16 protein-coding genes are annotated in these 26,613 nt (G+C 36.6%); 14 read left to right on the top strand and 2 right to left on the bottom strand.

All coding sequences use genetic code 11. From position 1 onward, the window contains the following. Positions 1–150: 150 nt before the first annotated feature. The 6 genes from IQ10_RS03625 (at position 151) to IQ10_RS03600 (ending at position 9,018) form a co-directional block, all read left to right on the top strand. Positions 151–1,392: a YeeE/YedE family protein gene (locus tag IQ10_RS03625; protein WP_144449425.1), complete on the top strand. Its 1,242-nt coding sequence runs from the start codon at positions 151–153 to the stop codon at positions 1,390–1,392. Between the two features lie 190 nt (positions 1,393–1,582). Next, positions 1,583–2,542, top strand: a complete 960-nt coding sequence (locus IQ10_RS03620) for an HD-GYP domain-containing protein (RefSeq protein WP_242009715.1) — start codon at positions 1,583–1,585, stop codon at positions 2,540–2,542. A gap of 113 nt (positions 2,543–2,655) precedes the next feature. Beyond that, positions 2,656–3,150: a metallophosphoesterase family protein gene (locus IQ10_RS03615; protein WP_144449122.1), complete on the top strand. Its 495-nt coding sequence runs from the start codon at positions 2,656–2,658 to the stop codon at positions 3,148–3,150. Between the two features lie 278 nt (positions 3,151–3,428). Next, positions 3,429–5,906, top strand: a complete 2,478-nt coding sequence (locus IQ10_RS03610; RefSeq protein ID WP_144449121.1) for an EAL domain-containing protein — start codon at positions 3,429–3,431, stop codon at positions 5,904–5,906. Positions 5,907–6,124: 218 nt separating this feature from the next. Next, positions 6,125–7,759, top strand: a complete 1,635-nt coding sequence (locus IQ10_RS03605) for a diguanylate cyclase domain-containing protein (RefSeq protein ID WP_144449120.1) — start codon at positions 6,125–6,127, stop codon at positions 7,757–7,759. A gap of 206 nt (positions 7,760–7,965) precedes the next feature. After that, entirely contained in the window at positions 7,966–9,018 is a 1,053-nt protein-coding gene (locus IQ10_RS03600; protein ID WP_144449119.1) for a tetraprenyl-beta-curcumene synthase family protein, read from the top strand. A 98-nt stretch (positions 9,019–9,116) separates the two neighbouring features. On the opposite strand, the gene IQ10_RS03595 is transcribed toward IQ10_RS03600, so the two are convergent. Further along, positions 9,117–9,785: a haloacid dehalogenase type II gene (locus tag IQ10_RS03595; RefSeq protein ID WP_144449118.1), complete on the bottom strand. Its 669-nt coding sequence runs from the start codon at positions 9,783–9,785 to the stop codon at positions 9,117–9,119. A gap of 228 nt (positions 9,786–10,013) precedes the next feature. On the opposite strand from IQ10_RS03595, the gene IQ10_RS03590 reads away from it, so the two are divergent. Then, complete coding sequence (locus IQ10_RS03590) at positions 10,014–10,259, top strand: type 1 glutamine amidotransferase family protein (protein WP_199757375.1); 246 nt, start codon at positions 10,014–10,016, stop codon at positions 10,257–10,259. A gap of 21 nt (positions 10,260–10,280) precedes the next feature. Here the strand turns inward: IQ10_RS03590 and gdhA are convergent, their stop codons facing one another. Then, positions 10,281–11,660 carry an NADP-specific glutamate dehydrogenase gene (gene gdhA, locus IQ10_RS03585; protein WP_144449117.1) on the bottom strand — a complete coding sequence of 460 codons (1,380 nt, stop codon included), beginning with the start codon at positions 11,658–11,660 and terminating at the stop codon, positions 10,281–10,283. 191 nt (positions 11,661–11,851) lie between these two features. Here gdhA and gltC point away from each other — a divergent pair, with 191 nt between their 5' ends. From gltC to fdhF, 7 genes are all read left to right on the top strand, one after another. Then, positions 11,852–12,757, top strand: a complete 906-nt coding sequence (gltC, locus tag IQ10_RS03580; protein WP_144449116.1) for a glutamate biosynthesis transcriptional regulator GltC — start codon at positions 11,852–11,854, stop codon at positions 12,755–12,757. Between the two features lie 217 nt (positions 12,758–12,974). Then, positions 12,975–17,531, top strand: a complete 4,557-nt coding sequence (gene gltB / locus IQ10_RS03575) for a glutamate synthase large subunit (RefSeq protein WP_144449115.1) — start codon at positions 12,975–12,977, stop codon at positions 17,529–17,531. Positions 17,532–17,547: 16 nt separating this feature from the next. Continuing rightward, a complete protein-coding gene (gene gltD / locus IQ10_RS03570; RefSeq protein ID WP_144449114.1) occupies positions 17,548–19,029 on the top strand; it encodes a glutamate synthase small subunit in 1,482 nt (493 codons plus the stop codon). Between the two features lie 191 nt (positions 19,030–19,220). Continuing rightward, positions 19,221–20,846 (top strand): spore germination protein, encoded by a 1,626-nt coding sequence (locus tag IQ10_RS03565; protein ID WP_144449113.1) that lies wholly within the window; start codon positions 19,221–19,223, stop codon positions 20,844–20,846. 29 nt (positions 20,847–20,875) lie between these two features. Continuing rightward, positions 20,876–21,970, top strand: coding sequence for a GerAB/ArcD/ProY family transporter (locus IQ10_RS03560; protein WP_158639981.1), 1,095 nt, complete (start codon positions 20,876–20,878; stop codon positions 21,968–21,970). Beyond that, a complete protein-coding gene (locus IQ10_RS03555; protein WP_158639980.1) occupies positions 21,967–23,250 on the top strand; it encodes a Ger(x)C family spore germination protein in 1,284 nt (427 codons plus the stop codon). The genes IQ10_RS03560 and IQ10_RS03555 overlap by 4 nt, the downstream gene beginning before the upstream one ends. Before the next feature lie 425 nt (positions 23,251–23,675). After that, the gene (gene fdhF / locus IQ10_RS03550) at positions 23,676–26,612 is read left to right on the top strand and encodes a formate dehydrogenase subunit alpha (protein WP_144449424.1); all 2,937 of its coding nucleotides are present in this window, start codon (positions 23,676–23,678) and stop codon (positions 26,610–26,612) included. Position 26,613: the final 1 nt, after the last annotated feature.

Genomic DNA, 26,613 nt, shown 5'->3' with positions numbered 1-26,613 from the left:
AATTTTTGTTGTGCATTTGCATTGAATTGAAATTTTATTTAAACATTAAGCAAATCTGTTTACAATCATCATAATTTGGTTTAGTATCACTTAGGTCCTAATCCAACAAATATGATCAGAAAAGGAGTGTTTACGTTGGCAGAAACAACTATGGATACAACATCTCAATGGGATCGTAAATCGACGACTGTTGTGACAAAGCTTAGTCCAATGCAAAAGCCTTATACGATACTTGGAATTCTTGCTGCTATTATTCTATTTATCTCGATTGTCACAGTGATAGACATCGTGCAAGGTGTTCTATTTATCATTGGTCTTGCGCTTGGGGCTACATTACTTCATGCCCGTTTTGGATTTACATCTGCTTTTAGACGATTAATGTCAGTCGGAAACGTACAAGGATTGCAGGCACATATGCTGATGCTTGCAATTGCGACCACGTTATTTGCCATCATTTTAGGTACTGGTTTTAGTTTTACAGGGGTGACTCCTCAAGGATATGTTTTCCCAGTGGGAATGAGTGTGTTAGTTGGCTCATTTATTTTTGGGATTGGGATGCAACTTGGTAATGGATGTGCTTCAGGGACCCTTTATTCTGTTGGTGGCGGAGCATCCTCAATGATTTTAACTCTTCTTGCTTTTATTGGGGGTTCTGTTATTGGTGCCTATCATTTCACATTTTGGATGGAAGATACACCGTCTCTTCCACCAATCTCTCTTGCTGAATCCACTGGTCTTGGCTATTTTGGTGGTTGGCTTGTTCAAATGGTACTATTTGCTGTCATTTATTGGATTACCGTTCAAATTGCGAAAAAGAAAAATCCTCCAATGATGAAACCACTTGCGACAACTGCAGGATGGAAAAAAGTATTTCGCGGAGCATGGCCTTTATTTGCAGCAGCTATCATTTTAGCGCTTTTAAATGCTTTAGTATTAGCAGTCCGTGGTACTCCGTGGGGCATAACATCAGCTTTCGCCTTATGGGGTGGAAAGGCATTAATGGCAGTTGGTATTGATGTAACTAGCTGGGGTTATTTCACTGGTGCGAACGGAGAAGCATTAAGCCAAACTGTTTTAGCTGATTCTACAAGTGTTCTGAATTTCGGAATCATTTTAGGAGCGTTTATTTCTGCAGCTGTTCAAGGAACGTTTAAACCAAAAAGAATGAAACTTGGTGTTGCAGGTGCTTCAATTATTGGTGGATTACTGATGGGATACGGGGCTCGTCTTGCATTTGGCTGTAATATAGGTGCTTACTTCGGTGGTATTGCCTCATTTAGTCTTCACGGCTGGGTTTGGATGGTTATGGCAATGCTTGGAACATTACTTGCATTATTTATTCGTCCATTATTTGGCCTTAAAAATCCAAAACCAACTGATTCTGTTTGCTAGTAGAAATATCATAGTGTTTCCTTAGTCAATTAGGCTATCATTCAATATCGTAATATTGTATAATTTATTATAATTGAAGACTAAAAAAGGGAGTTGACTCAGTCTTTGAGTTCACTCCCTTTTATTTTATTTATTAAGAAGGTGATAAAATATGAGAATGGTTCACATAAATGATTACCAGGAGAGTATGATGGAACTGGCGAAACCAGTTTATGATTCAAAAAGGCGAATTTTATTAGGAGTTGGGAGTAAAGTTCACCTAAAGTATTTAGAGAAGCTTGATCAAATTGGGGTTAAATATTTATTTGTAGATGATGTAAAATCAAAGGGAATTTCTCTAGATGAAATGATGGATATGCCTACTTGGATTGATATGATTTCCATTGTTGAACAAGCATTCGAGGCCGCAGCAAAAGATGAATTTTTACCTTTACTAGAGATCCAAAAAGCTGTCAAAAAGTTAATCGAGGAAGTAAAGCAACGTAATGCCATTGTTCTTATTCCAACAACAGCAGTTGATCGTGCATTGATCCCATTTGCTCATATGGTGAATGTTACGCTTATTGCCTTACAAATAGGTAAAAAATTAGGATACACGAACTCACAGCTTAACGATCTTGGTATCGGTTGCTTGTTACATGATATTGGAAAAGTAAAAACATCTATTAGAGAAGATCATCCTGAATCCGGGTTTAATATTATTAGAGCTAATAGGGAAATTAGTTTAATGTCGGCTCATATTGCTTATCAACATCATGAAACATTAGATGGAGAAGGTTTTCCTAGAAAGCTTGCACAAGATCAAGTATTAGAATTGGCACAAATCTGTAGTATCGCTAATGATTATGATAATTTTATCTCGCTTGAAGGCTTATTACCACACGTTGCTCTTGAGAAGATTATGACCCTCTCAGATAAGAAATATGGTCACCATATTGTCGTAGCCTTCAGTAAAGGAATTATTAGCTATCCTCCTGGTACGAATGTTCAATTAAATATTGGTAAAGGGATTGTTACTAGAATACAATCTAATCCTCATCGACCAGTTGTAAGACTCCATCAATTACAAAAGGAAATCGATTTAAATGAACAACCGACAATTTTAGTTGAAGTAGTCTTAAATGAAGAAGAGGAAATGAGCAAATTATAGCTTAAATAATAAAAAACATAGAAATGCCACAACGAAAGAATATACATAATGAAAGGACGCACCGAAGATTAACGGTAGCGCCCTTTATAAATAAAAAGAAGGGAGGGACCTTGATGAAAATTATTGTTTTGTCAGATACGCATATTCCAAAGAAAGCCCGTCAGCTTCCTTCTCGTCTGGTCAAAGAATTAGAAACGGCTGATCGGATTATCCATGCTGGAGACTGGCAAACTCTTGCGGTGTATGAAGAACTAAAACAATACGCTCCAGTTGATGGTGTGTATGGGAATGTTGATGGTGAGGAAATAAAGCAAGTGATGCCTGATAAAAAGATTATGACCATCTCAGGATTTAAGATTGGCATTGTTCACGGGCATGGAGAAAAGAAAACAACAGAAAAAAGAGCGTTAGAAGCATTTGAAGAGTTTCTTGATTGTATCATTTTTGGTCATTCGCATATTCCTTACGTGAAATATGCAAAGAAGACTTTGCTTTTTAACCCTGGATCAGCGACGGATAAACGGAAATCTCCTTTTTATTCTTTTGGTATTTTAACAATCGATGATGAATTACGAACGCAGCATATTTTTTACAGTGACAAAGAATAAAGATTGGCTTACTTCTGAATAGTACTATAGCATCAACCTGTCTATTTTATTTGTTAATAGAATGATTAACCTTTGACTTTTTTGACAATTAACATAATAATAAATGTATGTTCTTAGTACATAATACGAAACACTATTAATATAGTAAGAAGCAACAATTGTAAATGTTTTTAGAGCTATAGAAATAGAGTTTCCAAAGAATGGTAAAGTTGAAACTATTTCATTTTGGGAATAGTTTTTTTGTTTTTTACTAGACCACGACTGTTGGGAGTTTTATAATGGATCAACATCATGCTGAAGAAAATATACAACAATTAAGTGCTCTAATTCAGGAAATGCCTGATTTTATTTGTTTCAAAGATGGGGAAGGAAGGTGGATTCAAACAAATCCATTCTCTCTTCGTCTTTTTCAACTTGAGCATATATCTTATCAAGGGAAAACGGATGATGAATTAGCTAATTGTTCGCCCTTTTATAAGGATGTCCTTTTAAATTGTGTTGAATCAGATAAAAAAGTATGGGAATCTAAAACCGTCTCACGCGAGGAAGCGGTCATTCCACAACCTGATGGTCTGGCAAAGGTTTTTGATTTCATTAAAGTGCCACTTTTTAATCATGATGGGAAACGTAAAGGGCTTATAGTGATAGGTCGCGATATAACAGAAAGTAAAATAGCAGAAAAGCATACTAAGCATTTGGCTTATCATGATGAACTTACAGGGTTACCCAATCGCCGTCATCTCTATGAAGTATTAACAGAGGAATTATTACAATCTAGTAATATGGCAATCTTATTCCTAGATTTGGACCGCTTTAAAATGATAAATGACTCTCTAGGCCACTTGACTGGTGATCTATTGTTACAAAAAGTGTCAAATAGGCTAGAGGCATGTGCGACAAAAGGGGTGGTTTTCCGTCATTCAGGAGACGAATTTATCTTACTCATTCCTCATACAAACGAAGTAGAAGTGAAGGAACTAGCAGAAAAAATCATTCACCAGTTGAACGATCCTTTTGATTTAGAAGGGCATGAAATCTATATATCTCCTAGTATTGGAATTTGTTTAGCCAATCATGTAGGGTCTAATACTTCTGCACAGGAGTTCGTTAAATTTGCGGATATTGCGATGTATCAGGCAAAACGAGAAGGGAAAAACACCTATAGATTTTACTCAGAAACTATTAAATCTAAGACACCTACCTCGCTAGAAATGGAAACAAAATTGCATAAAGCGTTAGAGCGCAATGAATTTATTTTACACTATCAACCTCAAATCGACTTACAATCAGGAAAAATATATGGTATTGAAGCTTTGATTCGATGGAATCACCCTCATCTAGGATTTATCTCACCAGCAGAATTCATTCCACTAGCAGAAGAGACAGGGCTGATTGTTCCTATTGGGGAATGGGTCCTTCATACAGCTTGTAAACAGACTATGAAGTGGCAAGAAAAGGGTTTTCCTCCACTAGTTGTTTCGGTCAACCTGTCTGCTCGTCAGTTTTACCAACCGAATTTAGTTGAAATGGTTTGTGAGGTTCTGAAGGAAACAAAACTTAACCCAGCCTATTTAGAATTAGAAATTACAGAGAGCGTGACGATGGATGTTGGAAGATCGATTAAGATTCTAAGCGATTTAAAAAAGTTAGGCGTAAAAATTAGCATTGATGATTTTGGGACGGGCTATAGTTCGCTTGCTTACTTAAAAAAATTCCCTATTGATAAGTTGAAGATCGATCAATCATTCGTTCGGGATTGTTTAAAAGATGCAAGTGATGCAACGATTGTTCAGACAATCATCTCGATGGCTAAGAACCTCCATCTTCGTGTTATTGCAGAAGGTGTAGAAACGCAGGAACAATTGTTGTTTCTCCAGGAGCAACTTTGTCATGACGCTCAAGGATATTTCATTAGTAAGCCCTTAGTATTTGAAGATTTAGAAAAAATGTTTCCCAAAATTGAAAACACACTTGCTAAATATGGTATTTCTGAACAAAGAAATGACCAGATGTGGATGGAAGAGGCCTTAAGAATTGCTAGACAAAATTTTCAAGATACGATCCGGTTACAACAAGGAATGACATTTAAATATCAGGAAGAAGATGGACAATTTATTCATACTTTAGCTGATGGAGAATTACTATACCGTATGGGGCTTTCTCCGCAAACGATGTTTGGTAAAAGTTTATTTGACTTATTTTCTTATGAAAAAGCGAGTGAGAAATTAGTATATTATAAAAGGGCTTGGGCAGGAGAGAACATCACATATGAAGGAGAAATAAATGGAATCTATTATTTAGCAGCACTCAGACCTATTACTCGAGGTGGACAGGTAGTAGAGGTCATTGCTTCATGTGTAGATATTACAGAACGTAAACAACTTGAGGAAGAAGTGAGGGAAAGTGAAGAAAGATACCGACAATTAGTTGAAAATAGTCCAGATGCTATTGTCGTTCATCAAAATAGGGACATTCTGTATATTAATCGAGCAGGTATTAAACTTTTGGGAGCTAAATCTTCAAAAGATATTTTAGGTAAGTCTTTTTATGAATTCATTCCAAAAAATGACCATATAAGGTTGAAAGAACGGATCCACCAGGTTGAGCAATTAGGTATTACGTTAGATCCTTATATGAGTAAAATTATTCGATTAGATCTTAAATGCATAGATGTTGAAACAACTGCTGCTCCAATCCATTATCAAGGATTAACTGCTACTCAAAAAATAATAAGGGATGTTACAAATTTCAAATGAAAAGCGATAAGTGCTGTTTTGTTTCTAAGAGAAAGTACAATAATCATTATGTGATTTGAATTCACTTATTTGTGCGATGACGTCAATAGATGATCGTACATTTTAAAACATTCTTAAGTGATATTAGTAACCTTTAATATCTATTAGGGACGGTGAATTATCTCTGTTGTTCTTAATCTATAGTATAGTAGCAATACAAAAAGTAAGGAGCATTTATCATGTTAAATATCATTCATACACATGGTACCCATAATATGACATTGGTTGTATTCTCGATCATTCTAGCTATATTTTCTTCCTATACAGCACTCGATTTAATAAGCAGATATCGTTTCTCAAAAAGGTTTATTATAGGAAAATACTGGTTTGTTAGTGCTTCCATCGCAATGGGTAGTGGCATATGGGCAATGCATTTTGTAGGGATGCTAGCTTACGATATAAATATAGATGTTCGGTATCATACACTTTTAGTTATCGTCACCATGATTTTGCCTATTCTTACGTCAGGGCTTGCATTTTATATGTTAAGTCGATTTGTTAGTCAGGAGTTACTGATCATAAGTGGTACCGTTTTAGCGGCTGGTATTTTACTCATGCACTATATAGGGATGGAATCGATGATTATACAAGCTGATATACAGTACGATCCTTTTTGGGTGTCGATCTCTATTCTTGTTGCTCTCATTTCTTCCATCGTAGCTATTCAAACATTTGTTAAATTTAGAGATAATCATACGTTTGACAAAACCTGGTTGAAAATAGTTATTGCCATTTTATTAGGTATTGCTATTTCTGGTATGCATTACACGGGAATGAAGGCAACAAGCTTTGTAATAGAACCTAATCATGATTTTAGTGGAACACATGATCATGTAGGGAGTAATGCTTTAGCCCTTAGCATCGGGATTACGATATTTATTATTCAATTGTTTATCTTAATAAGTCGTCATATCGACCGGCGATCATCTATAAAGTTACAGGAAAGCGAAGAGCGTTATCGAAAATTAGTTGAACTATCTCCTGTAGCCATAGGGATTCATCAATACGGAGAGTTTAGTTATATTAATCCAGCAGGAATGAAAGTTTTAGGTGCTAACTCAAAAAAGGATGTAATAGGTAAAAACTTCTTAACTTTTATTCATCCAGATTATCATGAAATTGTTAAAGAACGTTGGAAAACAATGCATCAAATTAACACACATGTTGGACTTTTAGAGGAAAAAATGATTCGCTTGGATAACGAAATTATTGATGTTGAAATAATGGGATTACCTATTACAATTAATGGTGAAGCCTATGTTCAAGTTATATTTCAAGATATAACAGAACGAAAAAAGATAGAAAATGTGACACATCAATTAGCTTATCATGATTCATTAACAGGACTTCCGAATCGTCGCTTATTTGAACAACGTCTTGAAAAGGCATTAAAACAAGCCAATACAAAGACAAACACAGCTGCTGTAATGTTTATTGATTTAGATGGATTTAAACAAGTGAATGATACATATGGTCATGAAGCGGGAGATATTGTATTAATTAGTGTCGCACAGAAATTAACAAGCTGTGTCCGAATAAACGATACAGTGGCTCGTTTAGCAGGGGATGAATTTACAGTTCTCTTAGTTGATAGTGAGGAGGACACAGTGGTAACAAAAGCGAAAAAAATACTTGAAATATTAAGTTTACCAATTGAATTTAAAAATGAAAATGTTCATGTTACTCCAAGTATTGGCATTAGTTTCTTCTTAGATGAAGATAAAAATGGCGAATCTTTGATTAGAGAAGCAGATATCGCTATGTATCAAGCTAAGCAATCAGGGAAGAATAATTTTCGAATTTATGGTAGGTAACCTCGTCTCTTCTAAAAAAGAGCCGAGGTTTTTTATTTAAGGTTGATAAAAGGATGAATAATCCCACAAAATAAGCATGGATAAAAAAGGTAATTATTTGATTATGTTGAAATATATTAGCATATGCATCATTTAGGGTATTTAATCACAGTTATGAGGAAAGCTAGTTTTATAAGTGAATAACAGTTTCGTTAGGAGGGTGTAAATTGAAAGTTCCAACTAAACCATGGACATTGTTATATAAAATATACAAAGATGTGCATCCTGACGTTTATCAATACTTAGATAAATGGAAAGAAAAAGCAAAGAGTATCCCTAACGAAGAATTGCGCCAACAAGCGCTTGCTAGTATTAACGATAAAGCATTTCACTGTGAGGGTGGAGCCGTGTATGGGTTACTAGCAAGAAAAGAGCGTAAAAAAGTCATTCGGTTTATTGTTGCATATCAAACAATTAGTGATTATTTAGATAATTTATGTGATAGAAGTACTTCTATAGACCAAGAAGACTTTCGCGCCCTTCATTTATCGATGCTTCATGCTTTAACTCCTGGGGAAAAGCCTGAAAACTACTATCGGCATCGGAATGATCAAGATGATGAGGGATATTTAGTTTCCCTTGTTATGGAGTGTCAGGATGTCCTTAATGAATTGCCAGGCTATAAAGATGTCAAAGATGCAATGCTTCAACTAGCAAATTATTATTGTAATTTGCAGGTATTTAAACATGTTGAAAATGATAAACGAGTAGAATTACTTGAAAATTGGTTTGAACAGCATAAGCATGAGTTACCTGAAATGACCTGGTACGAATTTTCTGCGTGCTCAGGGTCTACTTTAGGGATTTTTTGTATGGTCGCCTATGCGTCTAATGGAAAAATGGAAAAAGAACAGGTGACTCTTCTCAAAAATGGTTACTTCCCATGGGTTCAGGGTCTTCATATTTTACTTGATTATTTTATTGATCAAGAAGAAGATCGAGAGGCAAATGATCTTAATTTCATTTTTTATTATGATAATGAAGAAATGATGGTTCAAAGGATAAGACATATAAAAGAAAAAGCTGACGAAAGTATAAGAAGCTTACCTGACTGGCAGTTCCACAAACTAATTAATAGAGGTCTTATCGCTATTTATTTAGCAGATAGGAAAGTTCATGAAGATAAAAAAATAAAACATACAGCGAAACGATTTATTAGTTTTGGTGGATTACCTACACTGTTTTTTTACTTAAATAGCTGGGTATTTCGCCGTGCATAAGAGAGAGTAATTTGATTATGCGAGAAAGATTCGTCGTCTTTGGAAGAAGGGTGTATTGAACTGATACAATCTTCTTTTTATTTATTCTTACAACTTTGTTAATTCACCCACTCCAATATGTGTGATAAATCTGAATAGATATGGTGAGGATTTACATCTAACTCTTCTAGTGGGAGCTTTTTGCGATTGATCCATGCTGTTTTAAAACCAAAATTCCTTGCTCCTGAAATATCCCAGCCATTCGAAGACATAAATAGAATCTCTTCCCGCTCTAATCCTAACGTATGTAACGCATGTCCATAGGATGCAGGAGTGGGTTTATATTGCTTGATATCATCGACGCTTATTATTTTATCAAATAGTTGTCTTAAACTAGAATATTCAATAAGAGGATCTAACATGTCTCTAGATCCATTTGAGAAAACAGCAAGCTTTTTATGTTTCAGCTGGGTTAGTACATCTTTCACTTCAGGGAATAATGAGAGGTGCTTGTAGGCATCAATTAATAGCTGTTCTTTCTCAGAGTCAGATTGTATATTTAAGTAGTATAGAGTATACCTTAACGAATCTCGTGTTATATTTGAGAACGTATCGTATTTTCCCATTAATTGACGTAGAAAAGAATATTCCAGCTGCTTTTGCCTCCATAGCATACTGATTTCATACCCTTTCCCATTATATAGTTCATCAGCCTTTTCTTTTACCGAATAAACATCAAATAATGTTCCATATACATCAAATACAAATGCTTTAACAGAAGCTGTCATGTTATCTCTCCTTTTTTATTAATAAAATAGCTATATTTTATATACCCCAAATGACTTAAAATCTACTCAATTAGTAAAAAAGTTCGAAAATATTGTATACTTTAAAGAGGAGTAAAAAAGAGGAATTTAAAGTTAAATTTATTTCATGGTTACAAATAGATGAAAACTGTAAAGTAAAAGCTTCAGTTTGTACGGGCTCTTTATCATTTGGTACAGCGGAATTTTTGAATGGGAAAAAGGCAACCACACATCCAAATGCTTTTTGAGAACTTGAAAAAGTATTATTTGGTCGTTGATTATCGTATTTTAATTGAAGGAGAAATTATTACTGCAAGAAGGGGAAGTTCGTCGATTGATTTAGGACTATATCTATGTGAAAAATTAGCAGGTAACGAAGCAAAAGAAAATAGACTATCAAACGAGTTAAGAGCAAATTTAGAGAATAAAAAGGGTGAAGATTTTAGGTTATACTAAAATCTTCACCGATAGGTAAAATTAAACGATACCTTGTGTCATCATTGCATCAGCAACTTTTGTGAATCCTGCGATATTAGCACCTACAACTAAGTTTCCTGGGTGACCATATTCTTTTGCAGCTGCAACACTGTTGCGATAAATATCTTTCATAATTTCGTGTAATTTTGCATCAACTTCTTCAAAAGTCCAAGAAAGTCTCATGCTGTTTTGAGCCATTTCTAAAGCAGAAACTGCTACTCCTCCAGCATTTACTGCTTTTGCTGGACCAAATAGAACGTTATTATGAAGGAATACATCAATTGCTTCTAGTGAAGAAGGCATGTTTGCACCTTCACCAACTGCTTTGACTCCATTTGCTACTAATAACTGAGCTGATACTGCATCAATTTCATTTTGTGTCGCGCATGGAAGAGCGATATCACAAGGGATCTGCCAAATTTCAAATCCTTTATCTGAATAAGTTGCGTGTGGATGTTCAATAACATATTCAGAAATTCTCTTTCTTTCAACTTCTTTCAGTCTCTTAACTGTGTCAAGATTGATTCCATTTTCATCATAAATATATCCATTCGAATCACTACAAGCAACAACTTTAGCACCTAATTGAGTTGCTTTTTCGATTGCGTAGATTGAAACATTACCAGAACCAGATACAACAACTGTGCTACCATTGAAGCCAAGTCCTTTGTCTTTTAACATTTCTTCAACGAAATATACAGTGCCGTAGCCTGTTGCTTCTGTTCTAGCTAAACTTCCGCCGTAGCCAACACCTTTACCAGTTAGGATACCTGCTTCGAAGCCGCCGCGGATTTTTTTATACTGTCCAAACATAAATCCGATTTCTCTTGCACCTACACCGATGTCACCAGCAGGGACGTCAACATCTGGCCCAATGTACTTTGAAAGCTCTGTCATAAAACTTTGAGTAAATCTCATTACTTCACCGTCTGATTTTCCTTTTGGATCAAAATCCGATCCACCTTTACCGCCACCAATTGGTTGGCCAGTAAGTGAGTTTTTGAAAATTTGTTCAAAACCTAAGAATTTAATGATACTAGCGTTAACAGAAGGATGGAATCTTAATCCGCCTTTATATGGCCCGAGATTACTGTTAAACTGAACACGGAAGCCACGGTTTACTTGTACTTTTCCTTGATCATCTACCCAAGGAACTCTGAAAGAAATAATTCGTTCTGGCTCAGAGATTCTTTCAAGGATGCCGTTTTCCATATATTTTGGATGCTTTGCAAAAACTGGGACAAGCGAATCGAAAATTTCTTTCACTGCTTGATGAAATTCACTTTCATTAGGGTTTCTTTTAATGACTGTTTCGTATACTTTATTTACATATTTTTTTGCTTCTAGCAATGAGTCTTGTTTAACTAAAGTTGTACTCATATTAGTTAATCCCCTTTAATTTAATTAATTTTGTTGAAAATAATTAAATTTATTTATTGTTAGAAAATCTGACAAAAAAGTTGTTAGATTTTCTACTAAGGTGTATTTTAATACTTTGTAATAATCTAATCAATCTAAAAATAAGATGATATTCATGCCGATATTAGATGAAATAGGAAGGTTTGATATATATGGAGATAAGACAGATTCAGTACTTCATTGAAGTGGCCAAGAGAGAGCATGTGACAGAAGCTGCGCAAGAGTTACATGTTGCACAATCTGCTGTAAGCAGGCAAATCTTTAATCTAGAAGCAGAATTAGGTGTCGATTTATTTATTCGAGAAGGCCGAAATGTTAAATTAACGCCGATTGGTCGTGTTTTTCTAAACAAAATGAAACAGGCAATAAAAGTAATTGATAATGCAAAGCGAGAGGTTGAAGAGTATTTAGATCCTGAACGAGGTACCATTCGGATTGGATTTCCCAGTAGTTTAGCTGCCTACACTTTGCCAACTGCTATATCTGCTTTTCGTGAATCTTATCCTGAAGTTAAATATCATCTGAAGCAAGGATCTTACCATAATCTAATTGATGATGTTATAAAAGGTGAGATAGATTTGGCGTTACTTGGTCCTGTACCTAGGCATGAGAAAAAAGTAGAAGGTACAACATTATTTACCGAAAAACTTGTCGCGCTGCTGCCATTTAGCCATCCATTTTCAAATAAAACCTCGTTAAAGCTTAATGAGTTTCGAAATGAATCATTTGTATTATTCCCTAAAGGATTTATTTTACGTGAAGTCATTGTTGATGCATGTCAACAGCTTGGTTTCCAACCTAACGTATCATTTGAAGGAGAGGATATTGATGCAATTAAAGGATTAGTATCAGCTGGTCTTGGTGTTACGCTTATTCCAGAAATAACTTTAATTGATGGGTTGCCACGATCGACAGTGAAAATACCAGTAGTCGAGCCTCAAGTTACACGAACTGTTGGTGTTATTATTCCTAATGAAAGACAATTGCTCCCTACAGAAAAAGTATTCCATGACTTTCTTTCAGATTTCTTCTCAAAATTAGATGATTTTCAGAAATAACAAAAAGTTTTTCGGTGAATAAAATACGAATAAATATGTATAGGTATGTATATGCATTTCTTTTATTATATGCTGAACTTCCTGTCATTAAGGCTCTCTTGATGAAACAATTCATCTCAAAAACAGATTGATTCATTCTAAACCTTATATTGTTTAAATGTAGCATAGATTTTAAAATAGATATCGGGAAGAAAAAAAGAGAAACGGGGAGAGAAAGATGACATATAATCAAATACCAAAAGCGCAAGGTCTTTATCGTCCTGAATTTGAACATGATGCATGTGGAATCGGCTTATATGCTCATTTAAAAGGATATGCAACACATGACATTGTAAAAAAAGGATTAAACATGCTTTGTAAATTAGATCATCGTGGTGGACAGGGGAGTGATCCACTTACAGGTGATGGTGCAGGTTTAATGGTGCAAATTCCAGATGAATTTTTCCGCCTAGAGTGCCCAGAGATGAATTTACCTAATAAAGGGCGATATGGTGTAGGGATGCTTTTCTTTTCAAATGATACTAACGAACAAAAAGAAATAGAAGCTAATTTAAATAAATTGATTGAACAAGAGGGACAGAAAATTCTTGGATGGAGAACTGTGCCTGTTGATGTCGAAAAATTAGGAATGGTCGGGAAACAAACCTGTCCGACTATTCGACAAGTATTTATCGGTGCAAATGAAGAAATAAATGATGATTTAGCATTTGAACGAAAATTATTTGTTATTAGAAAGCAAGCTGAACATTGGGCCAGTGAACGTGAGTATCGTTTTTATTTTGCAAGTCTATCAAGCAAAACAATCGTCTATAAAGGTTTATTAACGCCAGAGCAGGTTGATGCCTTTTATCTTGATTTGCAAAATGAATTGTTTGTTTCGGCTTTTTCATTAGTGCATTCTCGTTTTAGCACAAATACATTCCCAAGTTGGGAACGAGCGCATCCAAACCGCTATTTAATTCACAATGGCGAGATCAATACTTTAAGAGGAAATATTAATTGGATGAAAGCACGTGAACAACAATTTGTATCTGATGCTTTTGGGGAAGATTTGCAAAAGACGTTGCCAATCTTAGATACAGACGGAAGTGACTCATCTACTTTGGATAATGCTTTTGAATTCTTAGTGCTTTCTGGTCGAAAGCCTGCTCATGCAGCGATGATGCTTATTCCTGAGCCATGGACAGAAAATCCACATATGACAAAAGAAAAGAAAGCTTTTTATGAATATCACAGTTGTTTAATGGAACCATGGGATGGTCCAACGGCAATTTCTTTTACAGATGGTAAACAAATCGGTGCTATTTTAGACCGTAATGGATTACGTCCAGCACGTTATTACGTAACAAAAGATGATTACATTGTTTTCTCATCTGAAGTCGGAGTAGTCGACATTGAGCCAGAGAATGTATTATATAAAGATCGTTTAAGTCCTGGGAAAATGCTTTTAATCAATTTAGAAGAAGGGCGCATTATTTCAGACGAAGAAATCAAAACAGAAATGGCTAGTGCCGAACCGTACCAGAAGTGGCTTGATGAGCAACTTGTAAGATTGAATGATGGAGAGAAAGAAAGCTCAGAACTGATATTTAATGATCTATCTCTTCGTCAAAAAGCATTCGGTTACACATATGAAGATATTCATAAATATTTGCTTCCAATGATCACAGAAGGTAAAGACCCACTTGGATCAATGGGTAACGATATTCCTCTTGCTGTATTATCAGAGCGCCCGCAATCATTGTTCAATTACTTTAAGCAATTATTTGCGCAAGTAACAAATCCGCCAATTGATTCGATCCGTGAACAAATTGTTACGTCAACAATGACTTTACTCGGAGCTGAGGGGAACTTACTTCACCCTAATGCAGAAAATTGCCGTCGAATTCAACTTGAAACACCAATCCTAACGAACGGTCAGTTAGAGCAGGTGAAACAAAATGTGAAAAAAGACTTTACAAGTAAAGTGATTGAAACATTATTCTCTGATGATTTACAAGCTGGACTTGATCAAGTTTGTCAAAAAGCTGAAGAAGCAATTAAAGAAGGTGCAAGTCTACTTATTTTATCAGACCGTAAGATGAGCGAAAATGAAGTAGCGATTCCTATGTTACTTGCTGCAAGTGCACTACATCAGTATCTTGTTCGACAAGGAAATCGTACAAAGGTCAGCATCATTGTAGAAACAGGAGAAGCAAGAGAAGTTCATCAATTTGCAGCGTTAATTGGCTATGGTGTTGACGCGATTAACCCTTACCTTGTTTTTGAAACATATAAGCAAGCTATTAATGATGGTAGCCTTTCAGTTAGTTATCAAGATACTGTTAACAAGTACGTTAAAGCAGTTGCTGAAGGCGTAGTAAAGGTCATGTCGAAAATGGGTATTTCCACTGTACAAAGCTATCGTGGAGCTCAAATTTTTGAAGCAGTTGGGATTAGTGCAAACGTCATTGATCGTTACTTTACTGGAACAGCTTCTCAGATTGGTGGTATTGAATTAGACACTATCGGCGAAGAAACGAAGATTCGTCACAAAACCGCTTATGCTGACTATTTGAATCAACCTTTAGATTCTGGAAGTGATTTCCAATGGAGAAAAACAGGTGAACATCACGCTTTTAATCCAAAGACAATTCATACACTTCAATGGGCTACTCGTAAAGGCGATTACAAATTATTTAAGGAATTCTCGCAAGCAGCAAATGAAGAGAGAATCGGATTTTTGCGTAATTTATTCTCGTTTGATAAATCACGTCAATCTGTACCGATTGAAGATGTAGAATCAGTTGATTCAATTGTTCGTCGCTTTAAATCTGGTGCAATGTCGTTTGGTTCATTGAGCAAAGAAGCACATGAAACATTAGCAATCGCAATGAATCGTTTAGGTGGTAAGAGCAACAGTGGTGAAGGTGGAGAAGATGCGAAACGCTATATCCCTGATGAAAATGGTGATAACCGTCGCAGTGGTATTAAGCAAATTGCATCAGGTCGTTTCGGAGTAAAAGGTCATTATCTTGTAAACGCAGACGAATTACAGATTAAAATGGCACAAGGGGCAAAACCTGGTGAAGGTGGACAGCTTCCTGGTAACAAAGTATATCCGTGGGTTGCTGATGTCCGTGGATCAACTCCAGGTGTTGGATTGATTTCACCTCCTCCACACCATGACATTTATTCAATTGAAGATTTGGCACAATTGATTCATGATTTGAAAAATGCAAATCGCGATGCGCGAATTAGTGTAAAGCTAGTATCAAAAGCGGGTGTTGGTACGATTGCTGCTGGTGTAGCTAAAGGTTCTGCTGATCTTATTGTGATTAGTGGTTACGATGGTGGAACAGGAGCATCTCCTAAAACAAGTATTAAGCATACAGGACTACCTTGGGAGCTTGGACTTGCTGAGGCACACCAAACATTAATGCTAAATGGTTTGAGAGATCGTGTTGTTTTAGAAACAGATGGAAAGTTGATGACTGGTAAAGATGTCGTAATGGCAGCGATTTTTGGAGCAGAAGAATTTGGTTTTGCAACAGCGCCGTTAATTGTTTTAGGATGCATTATGATGCGTGCATGTCATTTAGATACATGTCCAGTAGGAGTTGCGACACAAAATCCAGAGCTTCGTGATAAGTTCACGGGTAATGCCGATCATGTCGTTAACTATATGAAATTTATTGCGCAAGAAGTTCGTGAAATCATGGCGGAATTAGGCTTCAAAACGGTTGAAGAAATGGTAGGTCGTACAGATGTGTTACAAGTAAGTGAACGTGCAAAACAGCACTGGAAAGCAAAGCATTTAGACCTGTCAACATTACTTTATCAACCAAAAGGATTCCGTACATTTAAAACACCGCAAAATCATAAAATCAATGAATCTCTAGACATGCAAGAGATCCTTCCTGCTGTACAACAAGCTTTAATGGAGCAGAAAGCTGTTGATCTGACACTACCAATCACGAATGTGAACCGTGTTACTGGAACAATTGTTGGAAGTGAAGTATCGAAACGTTACGGAGAAGAAGGCTTACCTGAAGATACGATTAATCTTCGTTTCATCGGTTCAGCTGGTCAAAGCTTTGGTGCATTTGTTCCTAAAGGAATGTCTCTTTACTTAACAGGAGATGTAAATGATTATCTTGGAAAAGGATTATCAGGTGGTAAGCTCGTTGTAAAGACACCATCTGTTTCTACTTTCGTCTCTAGTGAAAATGTTATTGCAGGAAACGTTGCTTTATATGGTGCTACAAGCGGTCAAGCGTATATTAACGGTAAGGCTGGAGAACGTTTTGCAGTTCGTAACAGTGGTGCTGATGTGGTCGTTGAAGGTATCGGTGACCATGGCTGCGAGTACATGACTGGTGGACGGGTTGTTGTATTGGGAGAAGTTGGTAAAAATTTCGGCGCAGGTATGTCAGGAGGAATGGCCTACATTCTTGCTGATAATGAAGAGGAATTTAAAGCTTTGTGCAATACAGAAATGATTGGATTTGAATCACTTGAAGATAAGCAAGAAGTGAATGAAGTGAAACAATTAATTTCAAATCATTTCAAATACACAGAGAGTGCAAAAGCAGATTATGTGTTGAAAAATTGGGATGAGATGGCAAAGAAATTTGTTAAAGTAATCCCACACGATTATAAGCGAATGGTAGAACTTATCCAAGATCAAAAGCAGGCTGGATTATCAAATGAACAAGCAATTATGAGTGCTTTTCAAGCAAATTCAACACAAGAGAAACAAGCTAAAAAACAATTAGAAACAGTTTCGCAATAAGAAAGGAGAGAGGAATATGGGGAAAGCAACAGGATTTATGGAGTATTCTCGTGAAAAGTCAAAAGAACGGAATCCTCTCGAACGTTTAAGTGATTGGAAAGAATATTCAGCTCCTTTATCGGATGAAGCGTTAAGTAGACAAGGAGCAAGATGTATGGACTGTGCTACTCCTTTCTGTCATATGGGTACAGAAATAAATGGAGTAACAACTGGCTGTCCGATCCATAACTTAATTCCAGAATGGAATGATTTAGTTTACCGCGGAAGATGGAAAGAAGCTCTTGAGCGGTTGCTAAAAACTAATAATTTTCCAGAATTCACGGGGCGTGTTTGTCCAGCCCCTTGTGAAGGCTCCTGTACGGTTGCAATTTCTGACCCTGCCGTAGCAATTAAAAGTATTGAGCGAACGATTATTGATAAAGGTTTTGAAAATGGCTGGATTGAACCACGTATTCCAGTGAAGCGTACTGGAAAGAAAATTGCGATTGTTGGTTCAGGCCCTGCAGGTTTGGCAGCTGCTGATCAACTTAATCAAGCTGGACACAATGTAACGGTTTATGAACGTGCAGACCGTGCTGGTGGACTTTTAACATACGGTATTCCTAACATGAAATTAGAAAAAGAAATCGTAGAACGCCGTATTAACTTATTAACTCAAGAAGGTATTGATTTTATTACAAATACAGAGATCGGAAAAGACATTACAGCAGAAGAGCTGAAAAGTCAGTATGATTCTGTTATTTTATGTACAGGTGCACAGAAGCAACGTGATCTAGTCATTGAAGGAAGAGAAGCAAAAGGCATTCACTTTGCAATGGACTATTTAACAACCTCTACTAAAAGCTTATTAGACTCTAATTTTAAAGATGGTAAGTTTATTGATACGAAAGGTAAAGATGTTATCGTTATTGGTGGCGGTGATACAGGTGCAGACTGTGTCGCTACTGCACTTCGTCAAAATGCTAATAGTGTCGTTCAATTTGGTAAACATCCTCAATTACCTACAGAGCGTGCTGCAGATAATATGTGGCCAGCATACCCTCAAGTATTTACGCTTGAGTATGCTTATGAGGAAGCGGAAGCAAAGCACGGAGAAGATCCGCGTCAATACTCGATTCAAACTAAGAAAATGGTCGCTGATGAAAATGGCAACTTGAAAGAATTGCATACGATTCAAATGGAAAAATTAAAAGATGAAAATGGCAAGTTTTACTTTAAAGAAATACCAGGATCAGAAAAAGTATGGCCAGCACAATTCGTCTTTATTGCAATTGGATTTGAAGGTACAGAGATGCCACTATTATCTCAATTCGGTGTTAACAGTACAAATCAAAAAATTGATGCAAAATATGGTGAGTACAGAACAAATGTGGAAGGTGTATTCGCCGCAGGAGACGCTAGACGTGGCCAAAGTTTAATTGTTTGGGCGATCAATGAAGGTCGAGAAGTAGCTCGTGAAGTGGATCGCTACTTGATGGGAGCTTCAGTTTTACCATAAAGACAACATGACAATAAATTTATTAAGACTCGTTTCTATTTATAATAGAAGCGGGTCTTTTTTGTTATAAAGAATTGTTGTTTGCTTACTAATCAGCATAACAAATTAGTAAAGGTAAATACTACCTTTGAAATGAATTGTAAATCTTAAGCATTCATTGATAATGGCTTTCATAACAGGAGATTGAATATATGAGTAAATGGAAAAAATTCAAAAAATACCTTATACCAGATCTATCCAAGGACGAAGATTTTTTCTCTTTAGGAAGTTGGGGAGAAAATTCTAAGGAAGAGAGAAGTGAAAATGAAACATTAACAAGTATGCCCAAAGTAGACAACCTAATTAAAGATTATGGTTTTTTATCATCTGACTTAAAGACAAATATCAACTGGTTTAAAAATCATTTTTCTATTCCAAAAAATACAGGAGTCATTATCCGAGAAATTACGATTGGTCAGTTAGCGATAAAAGGTGCCATTTTATATGTAGACGGACAAGTAAACTGGGAACATCTAAATCAAACAGTTTTAACACCATTAATGACAATGGATGAGCAAATAGATCAAATTAGTGCAGATTTGCTAAAAGAGCAGATTTTAACGAAGGGTCAGACATCTAAAAAAGAAAAGCTAGGCCAGATTGTTAATGATATTTTAATGGGTTCTGCAGCAGTGTTAGCAGAGGGATTAAATGTCTCGATCATTGTTGAAGTAAAAGGTTGGGAAAAAAGATCCATAGAAAACCCGAAAACAGAGGTTGTCATTCGGGGTTCACAGGAAGCTTTTACAGAAGATATTCAAACCAATTTGTCAATGATCAGGCGTAGACTTAGAACACCAGATCTCATGATTGAATTAGGTTCTGTTGGAAATCTCTCACGAACTGATATTGCTATCGTTTATTTAAAATCGATTGCGAATAGTGATCTTGTTGGAGAAGTACGTAAGAGAATCGCTACTATAGATTATGATTACATTGGGGATAGTGGAATGATTGAACAGCTTATCGAAGATCATCCCAATGCGATCTATCCGAGCATATTAAGCACAGAACGCCCAGACCGGGTTTCGGCGCAGCTTGCAGACGGTTATGTAAGTATTATTGTTAATAATTCACCATTTGCCTTAATCGTTCCTGCACAATTTTTCGTATTCCTGCAAACCGCAGAGGACTCATATCTTCGCTGGCCATATAGTTCTTTTCTACGGATTGTTCGAATAGTTGGATACTTTTTATCATTATATTTACCTGCCGTATATGTAGCTATCGCAAACTATCATCAAGAAATGATTCCAACTACTCTTATTCTTGCTATTGCAGCAACTCGTGAGACGGTTCCGCTTCCAGTGGCTGCAGAGACGGTTATGCTCGAGTGCATGTTTGAATTGATCCGAGAAGCAGGTGTTCGCATCCCGAGTGTAATTGGTCCAACCATAGGAATTGTTGGAGCGTTAATTCTCGGTCAAGCTGCAGTTCAAGCCAACCTTGTCAGTCCGATAGTTGTTATTATTACAGCCATTACAGCTTTAGCGTCCTATTCGATTCCTAACTATAACATGCAGTTTGCGACACGTATTCTTCGTTTTGTTTATTTAATTGCTGCCTCTATTTTAGGTTTAGTAGGAATTGTTCTAGTATGGATCACTCTCATCTCTTTTAGGGTTTCAAGCCGTACATTTGGTGTGCCTGTACTTTCTCAAAAAGCACTAGATCGAAAAAGTGAGGACAAGGTGATTAGAAAAGCAATAAAAAAACAAAAATATCGCCCGCTCTCGATTCGCCCTAAGCTAAGAAAAAAAATACAAGATAAACGGTAAAACATTTGGAATTTTCAGGAGGAGTAGAAGTGAAAAAGCATCATATTGGCATTCATGAGGTGGCTTCTGTCGGCATTATTTTTATTATAACAAAAATATTCCTCCCATTACCTAGAGCGATGGTGGAAATCGGGGGGACGGCAGCTTGGATGATTATTCTTATCGCAGCACTTTTTTGCCCGTTGTGTTGGTGGGGAATAAAAGGAGTAATGACCAATGCCAAACCTGGTTCATCTCTTATTACAGCAACCGAAGAGATAATGGGTCCATACCTTGGGAGCCTAATCAATCTTTCTTATTTTAGCTTTTTCTTTATGGTAGCGTTTATGATTTTACGTGAATTTTCGGAAGTGCTAGCAACTGATATTATACCGAGAACCCCGCTAAGCTTCATTTTATTGTCTCTTCTTATACCTGCTTCTGTAGTCGCTCACTCTGGAATAGAGGTGCTAGGGCGCATTTCTTGGATTACGATTGGGTTAGTTGTTTCAAGTTTAGCCATATTATTATTTGGAGGTGTATTAACCCATTCAGAACCAAATGCATTAGTACCTTTTTGGGGAACTGGTAAGTCACAAGTAATTTCAAGTGGAGTCGTAAAAAGCTCTCTATTTTCAGAGTTTCTTGTATTTGGTTTCCTTATACCGAGAATGCGAAAACAAGAAGAATGGGCTAAAGCTGCATGGTGGTGTATAACGATTTCTTTTCTCATCTTATTATGTACCATTATAGCATACCTTTTTATCTTTCCTTATCCGACCGCTATAAGAGTCAACTTTCCTTTATTAGAAATCAGTCGAATTATTATTTTTGGACGATGGATTCAAAGGGTCGAAAGTATATTTCTAATTGTTTGGTTAATATGTACGGTAATCAAACTTTCTATAGCTGTTTATTGCAGTACTGTTACTCTTTCACAAATGCTGAAGTTGCCTACACATCAGCCTCTCATTTTCCCATTAATGATTTGCATTTATAGTTTTGCGATATTACCAACAAGTGAAATGTCTGCAGTTAATTGGGACCAAGATTTTCTTCGAGTATACGGTTCAATCTTTTCGATTTGTTTACCATTATTAACTTGGGGAGTCGGTATATTAAGAAAGAAAAGGAGGACAACGTGAAACATATACCACCTTTTTTCAGATTAGCATTAGTCATTGTTTTATTGCTTCCTATTTTAAGTGGCTGCTGGGATAGACTAGACCCTGAAAATATGGCATTTGTGATCGCTATTGGTGTTGATCCTGGACCAAGAAATGATTATTTATTCACTTTTGCTTTGGCTGTACCAAAACCTGTAGGGGGTGGGACTAGTGGGGGAGGAAGTAGCTCAGGAAGTAAATCCCTTGCTGTACATACTGTCGAAGGATCAAATATTACTTCTGCTTTACTTGTAAGTCAAAGCTTTATAGCGCGTAGGCTAAACGTCTCCCACGCAAAAGCTTTTATCATTGGGGAAGATCTTGCTCGTAATGGAATAATACCAATTATGGGAGAAGTTGTTCGTAATCGTGAATTTCGACGTTCATTTCATGTTATGACAACAAGAGGTAAGGCACAAACATATATAAATAATATTAAACCTACAACAGAAACTGATATCAGTTTATGGTTTGAATTGGAAACAGATCCAAATAATATGGGGGCGATGTTACCAAAAAATTCTCGATTTCATAACTTTACCATGGAGATTGAAAGCCCAGGCACAGGAGCTATTACCATGCAAACAGCGCCAAGACCCGATATTAAAACTGGGACTGCAAGTTTGCCTTCTGAGAACTACTATTCAGAAGCAGACCAACTGTTTGTAGGGAACCAAGAGGCAGGACACATTCATAGAGTTGGTGAAGTTCCTGTTGAATTTTTTGGTAGTGCTGTTTATAAAGGTGATCTTCTAACAGGTTACTTAAACGGTGCAGAAACACGTGTTCTTAACATGCTTCGTGGTGAGTTTACGAGAACAACTTGGGATTTTTCTGATCCATCTGATAATAAATTAAATTTATCAATTAGTATGAATGCTCAAGATCAAACCAAAATGAAAGTGGAACGAAAAAACGATCGAATTTTAGTCACTTTCGATATAGCAATGGAAGGTGATTTGATTAGTGTTCAGTCTCTAGTAGATTACACCACACCAAAAAACAGAAAAAAATTAGAAGAAGCAATTCAAAATCAACTTAAAGAACAGTCATCTAATTTACTTAATAAGACTCTTTATGAATGGGAAATCGATTGCTTTGAAATTAACAATGATTTTAAATCATACTTTTCGACATTAAAAGAATGGCAAGATTATCACTGGGAAGAGCATGTTAAAGATATCGAATATGAATTAAATATTAATTTTAAAATACGTCGTCATGGTGACCAAGTAGGTCCAGCCATCGAAGGGAGATAAAATAATTTTATGATAGAATTTGCGAAAATGGCATTACTTTTAGTGATTTCGATGTGGGCTAGCATTTATATTGGGAGTCTTGCTCCAAGGCTTTGGCATCAGAAAAATTACAGAGGAGCAGTTGGCGTCACTCTAATTGCTTGTTTAACCTTTCTTCTTCCTATTGTCTTAAGAATTTATAGTAAAAGTTGATAATCCGTAGACAATCAGATTGAGTTTAAACAAGCTGTTCAATTTATTTTGAATAGCTGGTTTAATTTTGTTAGTGATTTTTTAAATTATATATTATCTAGTTGTTAATAAAAGAGCTCGAATAGTAGATTGTTTAAAATCCGAATGTTAAGGGTATAAAACAAAAAACTGAATCTTTTAACAGTTTTTTGACATTTCAATATAAGAGAGGAGAGTCAATCTTGTCCGATAATATGAAAATTAAAGTAAATGGTGCAGACGTAACTTTAGCAGAAGACAAGAGCGTTCTTCAAGTTCTGACAGAAAGCAATCAAGAAGTTCCCAATGTTTGTTATCATCCTAGTCTTGGTGCAATTGAAACATGCGATACCTGTATAGTGAGCGTGAATGGGGAGTTGGTTCGTTCCTGTTCTACGCAAATTAAAGATGGTGATGTCATTGATAGTGATTCGCCTCATGTAAAAGAAGCACAAATCATTGGAATGGACCGAATATTAAATAACCACGAGCTTTACTGTACCGTTTGTGACTTCAATAACGGTGGCTGTGAAGTACATAACACCGTAAAAGAAATGAAAATCAACCACCAAAGTATTCCCTTTGAGCATAAACCTTATGAAATTGATAACTCTAATCCATTTTATCGTTATGATCCAGATCAGTGTATTCTTTGTGGACGTTGTGTTGAAGCATGTCAGGATGTCCAAGTAACGGAAACGTTAACGATTGATTGGGAACGTGAAAAACCTCGAGTCATTTGGGATAAAGATACTCCGATAAATGAGTCCTCCTGTGTCTCATGTGGACACTGTTCAACGGTTTGTCCTTGTAATGCCATGATGGAAAAAGGTATGGAAGGAGAAGCTGGTTATCTCACGGGCATAAATAAAGAAACTCTCCGCCCAATGATTGAACTCACAAAAAATGTTGAAACTGGATATGGATCAATCCTCGCGATTTCTGATATGGAAGCAGCAATGCGAGAAGATCGAATTAAAAAGACGAAAACTGTCTGTACGTATTGTGGTGTAGGTTGTAGTTTTGATGTGTGGACAAAAGACCGAAAAATCCTTAAAGTAGAGCCTCAAGTTGAAGCACCAGCTAATGGAATTTCAACCTGTGTAAAAGGGAAGTTCGGTTGGGATTATGTTAATAGCGAGGAACGCTTAACAAAGCCGTTAATCCGTGAAGGAGATTCTTTCCGTGAAGCGGAATGGGAAGAAGCACTTGAACTAATTACTCGGAAATTTACCGAAACGAAAAAAGAGTATGGTCCAGATGCATTAGCATTTATTAGTTCTTCAAAATGTACGAACGAAGAATCCTATTTAATGCAGAAGCTTGCTAGAGGCGTGATTGGAACAAATAATGTTGATAATTGTTCAAGATACTGTCAAACTCCAGCTACGCTGGGGCTTTTTAGAACAGTCGGATATGGAGGGGATTCTGGATCGATCACAGATATTGAAATGGCAGAGCTTGTCATCATCATTGGCTCAAACACATCAGAATCGCATCCTGTTTTAGCAACTAGAGTAAAACGTTCTCATAAGCTAAAAGGTCAAAAACTAATTGTCGCAGACCTTAGAAAGAATGAGATGGCTGATCGTTCAGATATTTTTATTCAACCTTCACCAGGAAGTGATATTGTTTGGCTTTCAGCTGTTACAAAGTATATCGTCGATCAAGGCTGGGCAGATGAGAGCTTCTTAAATAATCGTGTAAATGGATTAGATGATTATATTAAAAGCCTCGAGCCATTTACATTGGAATATGCAGAAGAGGCAACTGGTATTAAAAAAGATGTGCTCATTAAAATTGCAGAAGATATTTCTAACTCAAATACTGTATCGGTTTTATGGGCAATGGGTGTCACTCAGCATCTTGGTGGTAGTGATACAAGTACCGCTATTTCCAATCTACTCCTCATTACAGGTAACTACGGCAAACCTGGAGCTGGAAGCTATCCGTTACGTGGGCATAACAATGTACAAGGTGCTAGTGATTTTGGTAGTATGCCAGATCGCTTCCCAGGATACGAGAAAGTAACAGATGATGAGGTCCGTTCGAAATATGAGAAAAACTGGGGAGTTACAATACCGAAAGAGCCTGGTCTTAACAATCATGAGATGATTTCGGCTGTTCACGAAGGAAACCTGAAAGTGATGTATTTAAAAGGGGAAGATATGGGCTTAGTTGATTCAAATATTAACTATGTGCATGAAGCATTTGAGAAGCTAGATTTCTTTGTGGTGCAGGATATTTTCTTATCGAAAACAGCTGAATTTGCTGATGTGGTCCTTCCAGCTGCTCCAAGTCTTGAAAAAGAAGGAACATTTACAAATACAGAGCGACGAGTTCAACGCTTGTACCAAGCTCTTGAGCCACTTGGAGATTCAAAGCCTGATTGGGAAATTATTATGGAAGTTGCCAATCGTCTTAATGCTGGATGGAGCTATTCTCATCCTAGTGAAATCATGGCAGAAGCAGCTTCACTAGCTCCGCTTTACTCTGGTGTTTCGTATGAACGACTAGAGGGTTATAAGAGCTTGCAATGGCCTGTGGCCAAAGATGGTACAGATTCACCATTACTCTTTATTGATAAATTTCCTTTTCCTGATGGGAAAGCTCGTTTATTTCCAGTTAAATGGACAAAGCCATTAGAATTTGATGAAGAGTATGACATTCACGTTAACAATGGACGTTTGCTTGAACACTTCCATGAAGGGAATATGACGTATAAATCAAAAGGTATTACATCTAAAATACCAAATGTGTTCCTTGAGGTATCACCAGAGCTTGCTAGTGAGCGAGGTCTTGAAGATGGTACGCTCGTTCGTCTAACTTCACCATTTGGAAATGTAAAAGTGGAATGTTTAATCACAGATCGAGTCAGGGGGAAAGAAGTCTACCTACCAATGAATGATACTGGTGAAGGAGCAATCAACTATTTAACGAGCAGTCACGCAGATAAAGACACAGACACACCTGCATATAAAGAAGTAAGTGCTAAGATGGAAATTCTAAGAGCAAAAGGCGATAGTCCGTTACCTGACATTAACCATCGCTTTGGAAATCCTCAGCCTCAATTGGGTGTACAGGTTGAGAAAAAATGGGCTCGTAAAGACTACATTTTCCCTGGAGATCTAGTGAAAAAGGAGTCGAAGTAAA

Source organism: Halalkalibacter nanhaiisediminis (assembly GCF_007830185.1).
Taxonomy (GTDB): Bacteria; Bacillota; Bacilli; order Bacillales; family Bacillaceae_D; genus Halalkalibacter; species Halalkalibacter nanhaiisediminis.
This window is presented reverse-complemented; position numbering and strand designations above follow the sequence as displayed.